General features: G+C 73.3%; 15 protein-coding genes. 8 read left to right on the top strand and 7 right to left on the bottom strand.

The genetic code is table 11. The annotated features are described in order from the left end of the window. Positions 1 to 5: 5 nt before the first annotated feature. Entirely contained in the window at positions 6 to 281 is a 276-nt protein-coding gene (locus ACFYZQ_RS31070) for a DUF4031 domain-containing protein (RefSeq protein WP_389154859.1), read from the top strand. On the opposite strand, the gene ACFYZQ_RS31065 is transcribed toward ACFYZQ_RS31070, so the two are convergent. Continuing rightward, a complete protein-coding gene (locus ACFYZQ_RS31065; RefSeq protein WP_389154856.1) occupies positions 263 to 1,366 on the bottom strand; it encodes a GNAT family N-acetyltransferase in 1,104 nt (367 codons plus the stop codon). The genes ACFYZQ_RS31070 and ACFYZQ_RS31065 overlap by 19 nt on opposite strands. 28 nt (positions 1,367 to 1,394) lie before the next feature. Beyond that, positions 1,395 to 2,039: a hypothetical protein gene (locus ACFYZQ_RS31060; RefSeq protein WP_389154853.1), complete on the bottom strand. Its 645-nt coding sequence runs from the start codon at positions 2,037 to 2,039 to the stop codon at positions 1,395 to 1,397. Positions 2,040 to 2,101: 62 nt separating this feature from the next. Here ACFYZQ_RS31060 and ACFYZQ_RS31055 point away from each other — a divergent pair, with 62 nt between their 5' ends. Both ACFYZQ_RS31055 and ACFYZQ_RS31050 read left to right on the top strand, forming a co-directional pair. Further along, entirely contained in the window at positions 2,102 to 2,770 is a 669-nt protein-coding gene (locus ACFYZQ_RS31055) for a maleylpyruvate isomerase family mycothiol-dependent enzyme (protein WP_389154850.1), read from the top strand. A gap of 152 nt (positions 2,771 to 2,922) precedes the next feature. Further along, a complete protein-coding gene (locus ACFYZQ_RS31050) occupies positions 2,923 to 3,615 on the top strand; it encodes a copper homeostasis protein CutC (protein ID WP_389155251.1) in 693 nt (230 codons plus the stop codon). On the opposite strand, the gene ACFYZQ_RS31045 is transcribed toward ACFYZQ_RS31050, so the two are convergent. Then, on the bottom strand, positions 3,522 to 4,769 hold the full coding sequence (locus ACFYZQ_RS31045) for an MFS transporter (RefSeq protein WP_389154847.1): 1,248 nt from the start codon (positions 4,767 to 4,769) through the stop codon (positions 3,522 to 3,524). The genes ACFYZQ_RS31050 and ACFYZQ_RS31045 overlap by 94 nt on opposite strands. Before the next feature lie 113 nt (positions 4,770 to 4,882). On the opposite strand from ACFYZQ_RS31045, the gene ACFYZQ_RS31040 reads away from it, so the two are divergent. After that, entirely contained in the window at positions 4,883 to 5,212 is a 330-nt protein-coding gene (locus ACFYZQ_RS31040) for an ArsR/SmtB family transcription factor (RefSeq protein ID WP_389154844.1), read from the top strand. 9 nt (positions 5,213 to 5,221) lie between these two features. On the opposite strand, the gene ACFYZQ_RS31035 is transcribed toward ACFYZQ_RS31040, so the two are convergent. Beyond that, entirely contained in the window at positions 5,222 to 7,270 is a 2,049-nt protein-coding gene (locus ACFYZQ_RS31035; protein WP_389154842.1) for a HelD family protein, read from the bottom strand. A gap of 281 nt (positions 7,271 to 7,551) precedes the next feature. Between ACFYZQ_RS31035 and ACFYZQ_RS31030 the strand changes: the two genes are divergently transcribed. Together ACFYZQ_RS31030 and ACFYZQ_RS31025 are read left to right on the top strand one after the other, a co-directional pair. After that, a complete protein-coding gene (locus ACFYZQ_RS31030; protein WP_389154839.1) occupies positions 7,552 to 7,731 on the top strand; it encodes a hypothetical protein in 180 nt (59 codons plus the stop codon). 128 nt (positions 7,732 to 7,859) lie between these two features. Continuing rightward, positions 7,860 to 8,237, top strand: a complete 378-nt coding sequence (locus ACFYZQ_RS31025; RefSeq protein WP_389154836.1) for a hypothetical protein — start codon at positions 7,860 to 7,862, stop codon at positions 8,235 to 8,237. 5 nt (positions 8,238 to 8,242) lie between these two features. Here ACFYZQ_RS31025 and ACFYZQ_RS31020 read toward each other — a convergent pair whose 3' ends face one another. Then, on the bottom strand, positions 8,243 to 9,886 hold the full coding sequence (locus ACFYZQ_RS31020) for a DNA repair helicase XPB (protein ID WP_389154833.1): 1,644 nt from the start codon (positions 9,884 to 9,886) through the stop codon (positions 8,243 to 8,245). A 100-nt stretch (positions 9,887 to 9,986) separates the two neighbouring features. Next, positions 9,987 to 12,518 carry a helicase-associated domain-containing protein gene (locus tag ACFYZQ_RS31015; RefSeq protein ID WP_389154830.1) on the bottom strand — a complete coding sequence of 844 codons (2,532 nt, stop codon included), beginning with the start codon at positions 12,516 to 12,518 and terminating at the stop codon, positions 9,987 to 9,989. Positions 12,519 to 12,719: 201 nt separating this feature from the next. Here ACFYZQ_RS31015 and ACFYZQ_RS31010 point away from each other — a divergent pair, with 201 nt between their 5' ends. Continuing rightward, positions 12,720 to 13,709, top strand: coding sequence for a hypothetical protein (locus ACFYZQ_RS31010; RefSeq protein WP_389154827.1), 990 nt, complete (start codon positions 12,720 to 12,722; stop codon positions 13,707 to 13,709). Positions 13,710 to 13,763: 54 nt separating this feature from the next. Beyond that, entirely contained in the window at positions 13,764 to 14,393 is a 630-nt protein-coding gene (locus ACFYZQ_RS31005; protein WP_389154825.1) for an HAD family hydrolase, read from the top strand. 19 nt (positions 14,394 to 14,412) lie between these two features. On the opposite strand, the gene ACFYZQ_RS31000 is transcribed toward ACFYZQ_RS31005, so the two are convergent. Continuing rightward, positions 14,413 to 14,667 carry a hypothetical protein gene (locus tag ACFYZQ_RS31000; RefSeq protein WP_389154822.1) on the bottom strand — a complete coding sequence of 85 codons (255 nt, stop codon included), beginning with the start codon at positions 14,665 to 14,667 and terminating at the stop codon, positions 14,413 to 14,415. Positions 14,668 to 14,685 lie beyond the last annotated feature (18 nt).

Below are 14,685 nucleotides of genomic sequence, written 5' to 3'. Positions count from 1 at the left end.
CGCCCGTGACGGTGTACATCGACCCGCCGGCCTGGCCCGGACACGGGCGCATGTGGTCGCACCTGGTGAGCGACGTCTCGTACGACGAACTGCACGCCTTCGCCGCGGAACTGGGCGTGCCGCGGCGGGCCTTCGAACGCGACCACTACGACATCCCGTCCCACCGTTACGCGGATGTCGTACGGGCCGGAGCCGTGGAGGTCAGCAGCCGCGAGGTGGTGCGGCTGCTGCACAAGGCGGGGCTGCGCAGACGCAAGGGCGATCAGGCCCGTCGGAGGTAGAGCTGGAGCACGCCGTCCATGTCGTGCTCCTCGTGGGCCGTCCGCTCCTCCTCCACGGTCGCCCGGGTGTAGCCGGACCGGGTCACCACGCCCTGTGAGGGCAGGTTCTCCCGGTCGACGGCGGCCATCAGCAGCTGTACGTCCTCCCGGGCCAGGGCCCACTCCGACAGCGTCCGCAGGGCCTCGGTGGCGTAGCCCTGGCCGCGGGCGCCCTCGACGAGGTCGTACCCCACCTCGGCGCGGCCCTCCTCGTCCGGTGCGCCGTGGAAGCCCATGCCGCCGACCGCCAGGCCGTCCTCCCGGCGGACCAGCACGAACAGCCCGAACTCCGGCCGGTGCACGCCCGCTTCGTACGCCTTCACCACCATCCCGGCGGCGTCCCGCGTGCCCTCGAACGGCCCGTCGTCGATCCACTCGAAGCCGCCGTCGCCGCCGAGGCGCAGGTCGCGGGCGGCGGCCGGGCGGACACCGACCAGGGTGAGGCGTTCGGCGGGGATGACCAGGTTGTTGCGCCAGCGCCACTCGGTGACCGGGGCGCGGCCGGGGAGTTCGCCGCGGCCGGTGGCCCACAGCAGCGTCGGCCAGGCGGCCGGGCCGGGCTGGACGTGCGGGAAGAGCCAGGTCAGTACGGCTTCGGCGAGCTCCTCGGAGGGCTCGTACGGCAGTCCCAGGCCCTGCGCGATGTCATGCGTGTGCAGCAGCACCTCCGCGATGCCCATCGCGGCGAAGCCCTCGCGGTCGGCGCTGCGGAAGGGATAGGGGTGGAAGCCACGGACGTCGCGCGGGGCGGTGCGGACGGCGGCGGCGAGCAGGGCGCCGGTGGTCGTGATGACGTGCAGCAGGCCCGCGTTGTCGGTTCCCTCGTCGAGGGTGATCTCGAAGGGGACGTAGGCGTCCTGGGCACGCCCCGCCAGATTGGCCGCGTACGCGATCAGGTCCTCGGCGACGTGGAACGCCGTCTTGTGGCAACTCCACTCCAGCCGCCCGGCCTTCACCCCTTCCCAGTCCCGCTCCACGGCCGGCCGCAGCGCCACCACGCAGCCCGCGACGGCCTCTTCCACCTGATCCCCACCTATGGCACGCATGGGCCGCAGACTAGGCGGACGGGGTCACTCAGGTCGACAGCATTTCCAGCTCGCCGACGAGGTTGTAGCGGGCCGTCGCCTCCCATTTCTCCTGCCCGTAGGGCGTCCTGAACAGCCGGGGCAGCTCAAGGAGTTGGCGCAGGATCGCGGCCCGCCCGGAGCGGAAGGCGTCGTTCGGCACGAAGTGGTACTCCTCGCGGACCGCGGCGGTGTAGGCGGCGTACGCGGACGGCGGCGCGGCGAGGATCGCCAGGTCGGCGTCGCACAGCACCTGGCCGTCGCGGTCGTCGTCGTCGGGGTCGTGCGTGACGGTCAGCCGGACCAGCCGGGCGACCTCGGCGGTCTTCCCCTCCGGGATTCCGGCCTCGGCCAGCGCCCGCTCGGCGAGTCGTGCCGACCGCTCCTCGTTCTCGGACCGCTCGGGCAGGTAGACGGCGTCGTGGAACCAGGCGGCCAGGCGTACGACGTCCGGGTCGGTGGCGTACTCCTCCAGCGCGTCGACGTGGTCGAGGACCGCGGTGAGGTGCGTGAGGGTGTGGTAGTGCCGCTGCGGCTCCTGCCAGCGGGCCAGCAGGTTCTCCGCGTACGGCACCGGGTCGGGGCCGCCGCCGGGGCCGCGGGCTCCTTCCAGGGCGCGGACGAAACGGGCACGCAGGGCTTCGAGGTCGGGCATGCCCTTCATTCTCCCGTCATTTTTCCGCGTCCGGGGCGCCCGTGGCGCCTAGCTTGGTGCGCATGACTGACATTCACGAGGTACGCGACCCCGAACTCCCCGGCCGCCTGCTGACCGTCGAGCGCGACGCGCTGATACCGCTGCTGCGAGGGCGGTCGGAGGCGGACTTCGCGCTGGCGACCGCGGCGTGTCCGGGGTGGACGGTGCGGGATGTGCTGGCGCACTGTTCGGCCGCGTTGATGCGGGTCGTGGAGAGCCGTTTCGAGAAGGGGGTGTTCTCGCCGGAGTCGAACGACCGGGACATCGCCGAGCGCGCCGGGTGGACGAACGCGCAGGTGGTCGACGAGCTGGAGCGCGGGATGACCGAGGCCGGGCCGGGGATCGCGAAGGCGGGCGGGGTGCTGGACATGGTCGCCCTCGGCGAGTGGGTGCACGCGGGTGACGTGCGGGAGGCGTTCGGCGAGCCGGGGGCCTACTCCGGCGCCGGGTTGCCGCACGCGCTGACCCTGCTGGCCCGGGTGACGCGGGAGAAGGACCATCTGCCGCTGCACGCCGATCTCGACGACGTCGACGAGCCGTTGCGGCTCGGGGTGGAGGACGGGACGCGGACCCCGGCGCGGTTCATCGGGGACGCCGCCACGCTCGTACGCCTGTACTCGGGGCGGCCGCTCGTGGGGGCGTCGTACGAGCTGGCGGGGGTGGAGGCGGGGGAGCTGAACATCTTCGGCTGAAAGCGGCGGCTGAAAGCGGCTGAGGGCGGTCGAGGGCGACTGAGGCCGTACCCGGGGGGCCGTCTCGCGGGGCGGCCCCTCCCCGACGTACCCTGAGATTGGACTAGACCTGTAGTCGCTCAGGGTGCGCCGACGGAAGGGGCCCGATGAGTATCAGCACGCGTGCTGTCCTGGAGGTGATCGCCCTCGATCCCGAGGACGCGGTCGCCGCTCAGGCCGGAGGCGCGGACCGCCTCGAGCTGGTCACCGACATGGCGGCCGACGGGCTCACCCCGTCGCCCCGCACCTTCGCCGGTGTCCGCGCCGCCGTCGACCTCGACCTGCGCGTGATGCTGCGGCTCGCGGACGGCTTCGCGGCGGGTGACGTGGACGGCCTGGTACGGGTCGCGGGGGAGCTGCGCGCCGCGGGGGCCGACCAGTTCGTGCTCGGCTTCCTCAGCCCGGACGGCGGGGTGGACCTCGACGCCGTGGAGCGGGTCGCCGTCGAACTGGACGGCTGCCACTGGACCTTCCACCGGGCGATCGACCGGGCCGCCGACCGTGACGCCCTGCGCAAGCAGCTGGCCGACCTGCCCGGCCTGGACACCTACCTCACCGCCGGCTCCGCCTCCGGCGTGGACGACGGCCTGCCCACGCTGCTCGCCGAGGTCCGGCGGCGCGGGGAACCCGGTTACGCGCAGCGCCTGCTGGTCGGGGGCGGGCTCCGCCTCGACCATGTGCCGACGTTGCGCGCGGCGGGCGTCGACGGGTTTCACATCGGCGGGGCGGCGAGGCCCGGAGGCTGGGACGAGCCCGTGTCGGCGGCGGCCGTGGCGGAGTGGCGGGCGGCGCTGGACGGCGTCTGAACCGGGTGCGGGGCGACGCGTTCCTCTCGTGTCGTCACCGCCGCCACCCCGGTGGCGACCAGCGCCACTCCCGCCCCCACCAGCAGGAACCACCGGTCCCCGAACAGCGCGAGGGCCAGGCTGCCCGTACCGCCCGCCGCCGCCATGCCGAGGTAGAGCGCGCTGCTGTTGAGGGAGACGAGGACCGGGGCGTTCGCGGGGTCCAGGGAGGCGACGCGGGTGATGAGGGCGACGGCGAGGGACCAGCCGACCAAAGGGGTGAGGGCGGAGGCGGCCAGGGCGGTCGGCATGGTGCGCAGGGTCCAGGGGGCGGCCGCCGCGATCACGGTGTAGGCCGCGCTCGCCGACACGATCACCACTCGCGGGCCCCACTTGTCGACCAGCCGCCCGCCCGCCGAGGAGCCGGCGACCGAGGCGATGCCGCTCACCAGGAGCAGCAGGGTGAGCCGGTCCTGGGAGCCGCCGGTCGCCGGCCGGGTTGCGACGCTGAAGTAGATGAACGTCGTCTGGAAGGCGAGGAAGACCAGGAAGGTCGTGACCGCGGCGCCGAGCACGCGCGGCTGGGCGAGCGGGGCCAGCCGGTCGCGCAGGCTCGGCGCGGTGGTCTGCCCCGGCAGTTCGCGCAGCAGCAGGGAGAGACCCGCCAGGGCGGCGACACCCAGGCCGGTCACCAGCCACATCGTCAGCCGCCAGTCCGTGCGGCCGATCCAGGTGCCCAGCGGCACGCCGAGCGCCGTGGCGACGGTGAGGCCGCCCATCACCACGGCGATCGCCCGCCCGCGCCGCTCCGGTGGTGCGAGCGAGGTGGCGACGGCGTTGGCGGTGGGCGTGTACAGCGCGGCGCCCACGGCGGCGAGCACCCGGGTGCCGAGCAGGGTGCCGTACGACGGTGCGAGCGCCGTCAGCGCGTTGGCGGCGCTGAAGACGGCGAGCGCGGTGAGCAGGGCCCGGCGGCGGGGCCAGCGGGCGGTGACGGTGGCCAGTAACGGCGCGAGTACGCCGTAGGCGAGGGCGAAGACGGTGACCATCTGGCCCGCGACCGAGATGGAGACGTCCAGATCACGGGCGACGAGCGGCAGGATGCCGGCCGTCACCATGCCGTCGGTTCCGACGGCGAAGGTACCGAGGGCGAGCAGGAGCAGACGTAGGCGCACGGGTCCCCCAGGTGCGTCCGATGCGAGAGCACGCATGACGGTTTGACGTTGGTCAAACAATAGAGACTGTTGGATGATTGTCAAACGGTCAGGGGGGAGTGAGGGGAGTGCCCGTGAACGACGACGAGGGCGAATGGCTGCCGCAGCCCGACACGGAGGACATCGAGCTGGTCAGGGTGCTGCACGCACTCGGCGACCCGGTACGCCTGATGCTGCTCGCGAAGTACGCGACCGGGGAGCAGTTCAGCTGCGCACCCGACGCGCTCGGCGTCGGCCACCTGCACAAGTCGACCGTCTCCCACCACATGAAGATCATGCGAGAGGCCGGGCTCACCTCGACCCGGGCGGTCGGCCGCAACCGCTACGTGCAGTTGCGGCGCACGGACCTGGACGCGAGATTCCCCGGCCTCCTGGACGCGGTCCTCGAAGCCCTGCCGGACTAGAGCACGCTGCTAGTCCAGCTGCGGCGGCAGTGGTGCCGCGTGGGTGACGATCAGGCCGGACACGGCTCGGGTCAGGGTGACGTACAGGCGCCGCAGGCCCGTGCGTTCGTCCGGCTCCCCGTCGACCACCGCCTGCGGCTCGTCGAGGACCACGTAGTCGTACTCCAGGCCCTTGGCGAGCGAGGCCGGTACCAGGGTCAGCCGGGTCTCCTCGGTCGTTTCCTCACCCGGGGCCAGGTAGCCGATCCCGGCCGCGGTGAGCGCCTCCGCCAGCGCCGGGATACGGGCGTCGGCGGCGATCAGGCCGGTGGAGCCCTCGTTGCGCAGCAACTCCTCGCACGCGGCCACGACTTCCGCGGTGCCGTCGACGGCGCGCACCTCGAAGAAGCCCGGGTTCTCGCGGACCGACGCGACCGGGGTCAGGCCCGGTGCGATGTGCGGCAGCAGCCGTGAGGCGTACGTGATGACGTCCGTCGGGACGCGGAAACCGGCGGTCAGCTCCTCCACCACCCCGTCCGTCTTCCCGAGGTGGGTCAGCGCCTCGTCCCAACTCCGGGTCGCCCAGGGCGTGGTGCCCTGCGCCAGGTCGCCGAGGACGGTCGCGGAGCCGGTCGTGCAGCGGCGGCCGACGGCCCGGTACTGCATGGGGGAGAGGTCCTGCGCCTCGTCGAGGACGACGTGCCCGAGCGAGTGCGTGCGCTGGATCAGGTCGGTGGCCTCGTCGACCAGCACCGCGTCCGCCGCCGACCATCTGGCCGACTTCACGCTGCGCGCCGGCTTCGCCCACAGGATCGTCTTCTGCTCGTCCTCGTCGAGGATCCCCTCGGCGTGTTCGGCGAGGAAGTCGGCGTCGGTCAGCAGACGCAGGACGAGTTTCGCCGGGTCGACGACCGGCCAGACCTGCTTCACCGCCGCCTTCACGGCGCTGTTGCGGGCCACGGCGTCCTGCACCCGGTCGTCCGGGGCCTCGCCGGAGCGCTCCATCTGCACCAGCACCGCGTGCGCGATGCGCTGCGGCAGGGCCTCGCGGGCGGCGCCGTAGCGGATGTCCCGGTCCAGCAACTGGCGGACGATGTCCTCGAGTTCGTACGCCGGGACACGCCAGCGCCGTGACCCGCGCACCACGACCACGGGCTCGGTGGGCAGCGTGACGTGCGAGTAGAGGGCCCTGCGCAGCACCTGGGCCATCCGCGCGTCCCCCTTGACGATCGCGGCCGCCGCGTCGTCGGTGCCGCGCACCTCGACATGGTCCACGAGGTCGTCGACGGTCGCCTGCCGGACGGTCAACTCGCCCAGTGCGGGCAGCACCTGCTCGATGTAGTGCAGGAAGGACCGGTTCGGCCCGATGACCAGGGTGCCGGTGCGGGCCAGCCGCTCACGGTGGGCGTAGAGGAGGTAGGCGACCCGGTGCAGGCCCACGGCCGTCTTCCCGGTGCCCGGGCCTCCCTGCACACAGACCGTGCCGCCCAGCCCGCTGCGGACGATCTCGTCCTGCTCCGGCTGGATCGTGGCGACGATGTCACGCATGGGACCGACGCGCGGACGCTCGATCTCCTGCTGGAGCAGCTTGCTGGTGGCCGCAGCCCCCGACGGATCAGCGGGGTCGGAGAGGTGCTCGTCCTCGTACGCGGTCAGGCCGCCGCCGGTGTACCCGAAGCGGCGGCGCAGCCCGACGTCCATCGGGTCCTTCTTCGAGGCCCGGTAGAACGGCTGCGAGACCGGCGCCCGCCAGTCGATGACCATCGGGTCGCCGTCGGCGTCGTGCACATGCCGCCGCCCGATGTAGAAGCGCTCCCCCTCGGCGCCTTCCGCCTGTTCGGCACCGGGAGCGTGCAGGTAGTCGAGGCGGCCGAAGAACAGCGGGGTGTCGCTGAGGTCGGCCAGCGCCTTGATGCGCTCGTCGATCTGACGGGCCAGCACCTCGGCGTTCACCCAGTTCGCGGTGACGTCTTTGATGTCGAGCGACTCCACGTCCTCGCGCATGGCGCGCAGCGCGGCACGGGAGGCGGCGAGGTGGGAGCGTTCCCGGACGAGTGGGTCGTCGGTGGGCGTGGACAAGGGGATGCCTCCGGAAGGCCTGCGGGAGGGGCGGCTGCGGGTTGCCGACCGGTTTCCGTCCGGTCGGCGGCACTCCCGGAGGGAGGCGGGCAAGAGCGGAGATTGTAGTGAGGGAGCGCGAGCGGAAGCCAATGGTTTTCATCCGTCCGCGAGCCGCCCCTTAGGGGATGGAAGCCGCCCGGCGTAGGGGACGTGGTCCCTCCAGAGGGGTACGTGGAGGGTGAGGAGGTTGGCTCTGAAGACCGATGCCGACCATGTCGTGCGAGAGTGACGATGGAGTCATGAGCGCAGCAACCATCCCTCCGTCCCGTGTCCGGCCGGCCGGCGCCACGGCCGTCAAGGGCGACCACCACCACTGGCTGGGCGACGCCCTGCGCGCCGTCAAGGTCTTCGCGGAGGCCGCGATCAGCGTGGTCGTCCTCGGCGAGTACGGCGAGGAAGCGGGCATACGCCGCAAGTAAGCCACCGGGGTCACCGGGTGACCCGCCGTTGCAGATCGTCTGCAGGTCGTCGCGTTGAGTACCACGACGCCCGCGGATGAGTACGCGCACCGACGCCCGAGCGCCGCCCGCGGAGCTTGACTGCTGCCATGACGACACAGCACATCGGTGCGGCCGACGGCACGGGGGGCCCGGCGGAACGGGACCGCGGGGCCTGGGGGCCGCCGCTCTTCGCAACGATCCTGCTCGTACTGCTCGGCCCGTTCGCCGCCGTGCTCGGTGGGCTGTCCGCGATGGCCACGGACAGCTGCGGCCCCGACGACTGTTCACAGGCGCTGACGACATCCCTGACCTGGATCTACGGGATCCTCTCCTTCGGCAGCTGGTTCAGCCTCGCCGCGCTGGTCACGGCGTGGGCGCTGCCCTGGGAACGCCGCTGGCGCACCCTCCGCGCCTGGTCGGCCGCCGTCGTGCCGGTGCCGCCGCTGGCCGTGCTGCTCCTGGTGTTCACCCTGCCGACGCCCTGACGGGTTCAGCCTCCGGCCAGGATCTCGTCCGCGTCGACGATCCGGTACGCGTACCCCTGCTCCGCCAGGAACCGCTGGCGGTGGGCGGCGAAGTCCTGGTCGATGGTGTCGCGGGCGACGACGGAGTAGAAGTGGGCCTGGTGGCCGTCGGCCTTCGGGCGCAGGACGCGCCCCAGCCGCTGGGCCTCCTCCTGACGGGACCCGAACGTCCCCGACACCTGGATGGCGACGGTCGCCTCCGGCAGGTCGATGGAGAAGTTCGCCACCTTCGACACCACCAGCACGCTGATCTCGCCCTCGCGGAACGCGTCGAACAGTTTCTCCCGCTGGGCGTTCGACGTCTCGCCCTTGATCACCGGGGCGTTCAGATGCTCGCCCAGCTCGTCGAGCTGGTCGATGTACTGGCCGATGACGAGGATCTGCTGCCCGGCGAACCGCCGTACGAGCGCCTCCGTCACCTTCCGCTTGGTCGCGGTGGTCGCGCAGAAGCGGTACTTCTCCTCCGTCTCGGCGGTCGCGTACGCCAGCCGCTCGGAGTCCGTCAGATTGACCCGGACCTCGACGCAGTCGGCGGGCGCGATGTACCCCTGCGCCTCGATCTCCTTCCACGGCGCGTCGAACCGCTTGGGTCCGATCAGGGAGAACACGTCCGACTCCCGGCCGTCCTCGCGCACCAGCGTCGCCGTCAGCCCGAGCCGCCGCCGAGCCTGCAGATCGGCGGTGAACTTGAAGACGGGGGCGGGCAGCAGGTGCACCTCGTCGTAGACGATCAGCCCCCAGTCCCGGGAGTCGAACAGCTCCAGATGGGGGTAGACGCCCTTCCGCCTGGTGGTCAGCACCTGGTAGGTGGCGATGGTGACCGGCCGGATCTCCTTGCGCGTACCGCTGTACTCGCCGATCTCCTCCTCGGTCAGCGAGGTCCGCTTCACCAGCTCGTGCTTCCACTGCCGGGCGGAGACGGTGTTCGTGACCAGGATCAGCGTCGTCGACTTCGCCTCGGCCATCGCCCCGGCCCCGACCAGCGTCTTCCCCGCACCACAGGGCAGGACGACCACACCACTGCCGCCGTGCCAGAAGTTCTCCACCGCCTGCTTCTGGTAGGGCCTGAGCGCCCACCCGTCCTCCGCCAGCTCGATCGGGTGCGCCTCGCCGTCCACGTATCCCGCGAGGTCCTCGGCCGGCCAGCCGAGCTTCAGCAGCGTCTGCTTGATCTGCCCCCGCTCGGAGGGGTGCACGACGACGGTGTCCGGGTCGATCCGGGCGCCGACGAGGGGAGTGATCCGCTTGGACTTCAGAACCTCCTCCAGCACCGGCCGGTCGGTGGTGCTGAGGACGAGTCCGTGTGCCGGGTGCTTGGTGAGGGTCAGCCGCCCGTACCGGTCCATCGTCTCGGCGACGTCGACGAGCAGCGCGTGCGGCACCGGGTAGCGGCTGTACTGGACGAGCGCGTCCACGACCTGCTCGGCGTCGTGCCCCGCGGCCCGCGCGTTCCACAGCCCCAGCGGTGTCACCCGGTAGGTGTGGATGTGCTCCGGCGCCCGCTCCAGTTCCGCGAACGGCGCGATGGCCCGACGGCAGTCGTCGGCCCGCTCGTGGTCGACTTCCAGCAGCAGGGTCTTGTCGGACTGGACGATCAGCGGACCATTCACGCGCGGCACACCCTTTCCACACGGCCATTCCATACGGCCAAACGTCCAGTGTGCCCTACCCGCCGACGATCACGGGGGTCGGCGGCGGCCGGGACACCCCCTAGTCGTCCGCCAGCTCCGCCACGCCCGTCACCCGGTGCAGCGGATACGTGCGGACCTCGTCCGCCGTGTGGTCGTACGCCGTCACGAAGCCGCCCTCGACGCGGATCGGGGCGATGACGCGCTGGCTGGCGGTGCCCTCGGCGTTGACGTAACCGATCCACAGGGCCTCGCCGGTGAGGACGGCGGCCTGCATGGTGGCGAGGGTCTCGGCGGAGCTGGTGCGCGGCAGGTCACCGTCCGGGACCGGGCCGCCGGCAGCGGGCTTGCGCGGGGTGGTGGCGGCGAGGTCGCCCGCCCGGATGGCCCGGATCGCGGCCGACAGCAGAGTGGCGTCGGGCGGCGGCGGCCCGTCCGGGACCGGCTCGGGCGCGGTACGCGGCGGGGTGCGGTGGGCGTGGGCGCGGGTGATCAGCACGTCTCCCTCGGCGGACTCGGCGGCCGGGGCGTACCCCATGCCGCGCAGGCCCTCCAGGAGCGCGGCCGGATCGGCCTGGGCCGCCAGCACGGTCGGCGCCAGCCGGCGCAGCCGCAGGGCCGCCGCCCGCCGGTCGGCGAGGATCTCGTTCAGCAGCGCGTCGTCGTCGCAGCGCACATACGCCGACGCGGCCCCCACCCGCAGCCGGCCGTGCTTACGGGCCACGTCGTCGATCAGGTACGCGAGCGGCTGCGGCACCGGCGTACGGGAGTGCGCCGCCAGGAAGGCGTGCAGGTCGGAGGCGGCCCGCCCGGAGTCCAGGGCTCGGCGTACGGAGCCGGGCGTGAACCGGTAGACGGTGGCACCCCCCTTGGACTCCACGTCCGCGAGCACGCCCAGCATGTCGGCGAGCGGCCGCTCCAGCGGACCCGGGGCCACCGCCGTCAGATCGGCCTGGAGCAGCACGTGGTCCAGCGGCTCGGGAAGCAGCGGGGCGAGCAGCCGGGCGGCGGCGGCCGTGGCGGCGGCCTGCTCGGCGGCCGACAGGGACTCCCGGACGGCGGGCTCATGGTGCCGGTGGTGCACCGGCAGCTTGTCACCCGGCCCGGCGGGCCCCTCCTCGGCCGGCCGCGGTGCCGGCGCCCCGAGCAGGGCACGCCCGTGCGCGGACAACGCGCCCCGGCCGGTCACCCCCAGCAGCTCCGCCTCCGACAAGGTCCACCGGGCGAGCCGCGACCGCAGGTCGTCGTCCTGCTGGGGCCCGCGCAGCGGACGCTCCCAGCGCAGCCGCGCCAGCACGGAGTCGGCGGCCGGGGCGCCCCCCGCGGGCAGCCCGGCCAGCAGGACGAGCACCCGGTGGCGCACCTCCGGCGCGGCGGACCGGTCCAGCCCCGGCCCCAGCGCCGACAACGTACGCTCCTTCGCGTCCCGCCCGCCGACCAGCCCCGACGTCCGCGTGGCCGCCAGCCACGCCCCGGCCAGCCGCGCCCAGCGCTCGGCGGCGGGCTGCTCCAGCCACTCGTCGTAGGCGGGCGTGGGCGCGTACCGCTCGTCCGCTTCACCGTCGGAGGCCAGCAGCCCGGCCGCGTAGGCCAGCTCCACCCAGAAGGCGGCGACCGGCTCGGCCACATCGAGGGCGACGGCCGTCCGCTTCAGGTCCCGCACGCTCAGCCCACCGGCCCGCAGCACCGCGGGGCCGCCCCCGTCCCAGTCTTTCAGCAGCTCCTCGACGGTGGCCAGCGCCGTGTACGCCTGCCCCGCGGCCGTCGAGTCCACCATCTCCGGCCGGTGCGCCGAGGCCGGCTCCACCGCGGGCGGCACCGGCTCCGGCTCCCGGTGGGCGCGGCCCGCGCGCAGATGCAGGGCGACCTCGCGGGGCAGCACGACCGTGCCGGGCGCCGTGGGCAGCAGCAGACCACGGTCGAGCAGCCAGCGCAGCCGGGGCGCCGGATCGGCGGTGACCTGCCCGTACGGCGGCCCCCAGACCAGCCGCTCGAGCACCTCCAGCGACTCCCCGGGCGCCTGGCGGAGCAGCGCCGCCATCCGCTTCCGGTTCGTGAACAGGGCGGTCAGCGCGGTCATGGCGGACACCGAGTCATGGGTGGACGGCAGCCCGGCGGTGGTGACGATCTCCTGGATCCGCCCCGGCGACATCCCCGCCGTCGCCTCCTGCACGGTCGGCCCCAGCCCCGTCGGCGACGGGTGCTGCGGCGACGGCGCGAGCAGCTCACGGGCGGTGCGGACCAGCCGCAACCGGTCGTCGCCGCCCCACGCCAGCGCCTGCTCGCGCAGGGTGGCCACGGCGCGGGGCAGCGCCGCCGAGACCACCGGATCACCGGCGTCCCCGGCCATCAGCCCCAGCACCTCGTCGTACGTCGCCGGATCGCCCGCCACGGCCAGCGCCTCCGCCGTCTGCAACGCGAACCGGTCCAGCCGCTCCAGCGCCCGCAGCACCGAGGCCCGGGTCCCCGCACGCGTCGCCAACTGCGTCAGGTCGGTGGGCACCGGCGTGACGAGATCCGGACGGGCGCGCAGCAGCGCGGCAAGGGACGCCTCGTCACGTACGCGAAGCGCTTCCGCGAGCGAGCGCGGCGCCGGGCGGTCCTCGGTGCTCATCTGCCCCACGTTAGCGGGTGGGTATGACGGTGACCCCGGTCTGCTTTACTCAGCCCGTCCGGCGATTGAGGGCGAGGCCGTTCAGGCCGATGCGGGGGTCTGGGGGCGGCAGCCCCCAGCAGGCGGCCACGCACCGGCACCCTGCCGATACGCGGTACCGTCGACCCGGGGAAACAACGGCCACACCCCCGGAGGGACTTCGTGGGGATCGAGAGCGACCAGGTCGTCTACGAATACCTGAGCCGCGTCGGCGACGTGGCCCAGCAGCACCAGTTGCCGTCATCCACGCGGATGCGCCTCGTCACGGAGCTGCGCAACGAGATCGACCGGCACCGGGCGAAGACACCGGTGGACAGTCCCGCCGCGGTCCGCCGCATCCTGGACCGCCTCGGCACCCCGGACGAGGTCGTCGCGGCGGCGGGCGGCACGGCCGCGGTCCCGGAGGCCCCGCCCGCCGCGGTGCCCGAGCAGCCGGGCGGCGAGGGGAACACCAGGCCGAAGGGGCTGCGCCGGGTCGTACCGCGCCCGCGTCCGGCCGAGCCGGACCCCGCCCCGCCCTCCCGCGCCCCGTCCCCGCCGCACCTGGCGGGGACGGACGAACTCGGCGACAGCGCCCTGCAGCCCGACTGGTGGCGGGTGGACAGCGGCCCCTTCGGGGCGGGCGACAGCGTGCCCGGGTTCGTCGGCGGTGTGGAGATCCCCGAGCTGCTCAGGCAGCCGCCGAAGCTGGAGAAGGCACCGGCGGAGGAGACCGTGCCCGTCGTGGCGGAAGCCGGGGACGCGGGTGACGCCGCGGCCGTCGCGGACCCGGCCGCTCCCGCCCGGCGCCGCGGTTTCCCGTTGCCCCGCCCCGCCGCCGGCTGGACCAACCCCCTCCTGCTGCTGGCCGCCGCCGCGCTGGTCGCCGGCGCGGTCCTGGGCAACTGGTTCGCGCTGGTCCTCGGCTGGGTCATCGCGTACGGCTCCCGCCGGCTCACCCCCACGGAGTCCAAGTGGGCCGTCATGGGCATGCCCGGCCTCGCGGTGGCGGCCGGGGTGCTGTGGATCTGGGGACGCAGCGAGGGCCGTTGGGGCGCCCCCATCGCCCAGGGCCATATGAACGACGCCTTCGCCGAGACCTGGCCGTGGATGGTGCGCGGCGCGGCCGTGGCCTCGGCGCTGTTCCTGGTGTGGCGCTCGCAGAGACGGTGACGGTCGCCCGGATCACAGCCCCGGCCGGTCTGGCCGCCGTACCGCCTGGGCACAATGGCCGATATGACCTCACGCCCGCTGACCGTCGGCTTCGACCTCGACATGACCCTGATCGATTCCCGCCCCGGCATCCGCGCCTGCTACGAGGCGCTGTCGGAGCGGACGGGGACGTACATCGACGCCGACCTGGCGGTCACCCGGCTGGGACCGCCGCTGGCCGATGAGCTGGTCAACTGGTTCCCGGCCGAGCAGGTGCAGCCGATGAGCGAGCTGTACCGGGAGATGTACCCGACGATCGCCATCACCGCGACGCCCGCGCTGCCGGGCGCCCGCGAGGCGATCGACGCGGTACGGGAGACCGGCGGACGGACGGTCGTCGTCACCGCCAAGTACGAACCGAACGCCAAGCTGCACCTCAGCCACCTGGGCATCGAACCCGACGCGGTCGTCGGCGACCTGTGGGCCGAGCAGAAGGCGCAGGCGCTGCGCGAGCACGGCGCGGGCGTCTACGTCGGCGACCATGTGGGTGACGTACGCGGGGCACGCGCGGCCGGTGCCCTGTCCGTGGCCGTGGCGACCGGCCCGTGCAGCGCGGAGGAACTGCGCACGGCGGGCGCGGACGTGGTCCTCACCGACCTGACGGAACTCCCGGCCTGGCTCACGGAGTACCGCCGGGCCGCCTGAGCCGGGCCCGCGACCGCACCTAACGCGAGGCCGCTTCCCGTCCCTGGCGTCGCCCCGCCGCGACCGACCGCAGCACTCCCGCGCCCGCGACGAGGAAGCCGACGCCCATCAGCATGCACAGGCCGTACATGAACGCCGGAAATGGCTTTGCGCCCAGGAACAGCGGGGCCACGGTGACGAGAGTGGCCACGGCACCGAGGAAGAACACGACGGCACCGGCACGGATCAGTCCGTCACCGGGTGCGGCGGAATTCGTTTGGGTTTTGTCACGCACCCGACCAGGGTAGTTCCC

Origin of the sequence: Streptomyces sp. NPDC001843 (genome assembly GCF_042891955.1) — a bacterium.
Classification (GTDB): domain Bacteria; phylum Actinomycetota; class Actinomycetes; order Streptomycetales; family Streptomycetaceae; genus Streptomyces.
This window is presented reverse-complemented; position numbering and strand designations above follow the sequence as displayed.

Excerpts from the sequence above, each read along its gene's own strand:
- ACFYZQ_RS31030 (WP_389154839.1), top strand. The coding sequence starts at position 7,552 with ATGAGCGCAGCAACCATCCCTCCGTCCCGTGTCCGGCCGGCCGGCGCC.
- ACFYZQ_RS31065 (WP_389154856.1), bottom strand. The coding sequence starts at position 1,366 with ATGCGTGCCATAGGTGGGGATCAGGTGGAAGAGGCCGTCGCGGGCTGC.
- ACFYZQ_RS31015 (WP_389154830.1), bottom strand. The coding sequence starts at position 12,518 with ATGAGCACCGAGGACCGCCCGGCGCCGCGCTCGCTCGCGGAAGCGCTT.
- ACFYZQ_RS31060 (WP_389154853.1), bottom strand. The coding sequence starts at position 2,039 with ATGCCCGACCTCGAAGCCCTGCGTGCCCGTTTCGTCCGCGCCCTGGAA.
- ACFYZQ_RS31055 (WP_389154850.1), top strand. The coding sequence starts at position 2,102 with ATGACTGACATTCACGAGGTACGCGACCCCGAACTCCCCGGCCGCCTG.
- ACFYZQ_RS31025 (WP_389154836.1), top strand. The coding sequence starts at position 7,860 with ATGACGACACAGCACATCGGTGCGGCCGACGGCACGGGGGGCCCGGCG.
- ACFYZQ_RS31005 (WP_389154825.1), top strand. The coding sequence starts at position 13,764 with ATGGCCGATATGACCTCACGCCCGCTGACCGTCGGCTTCGACCTCGAC.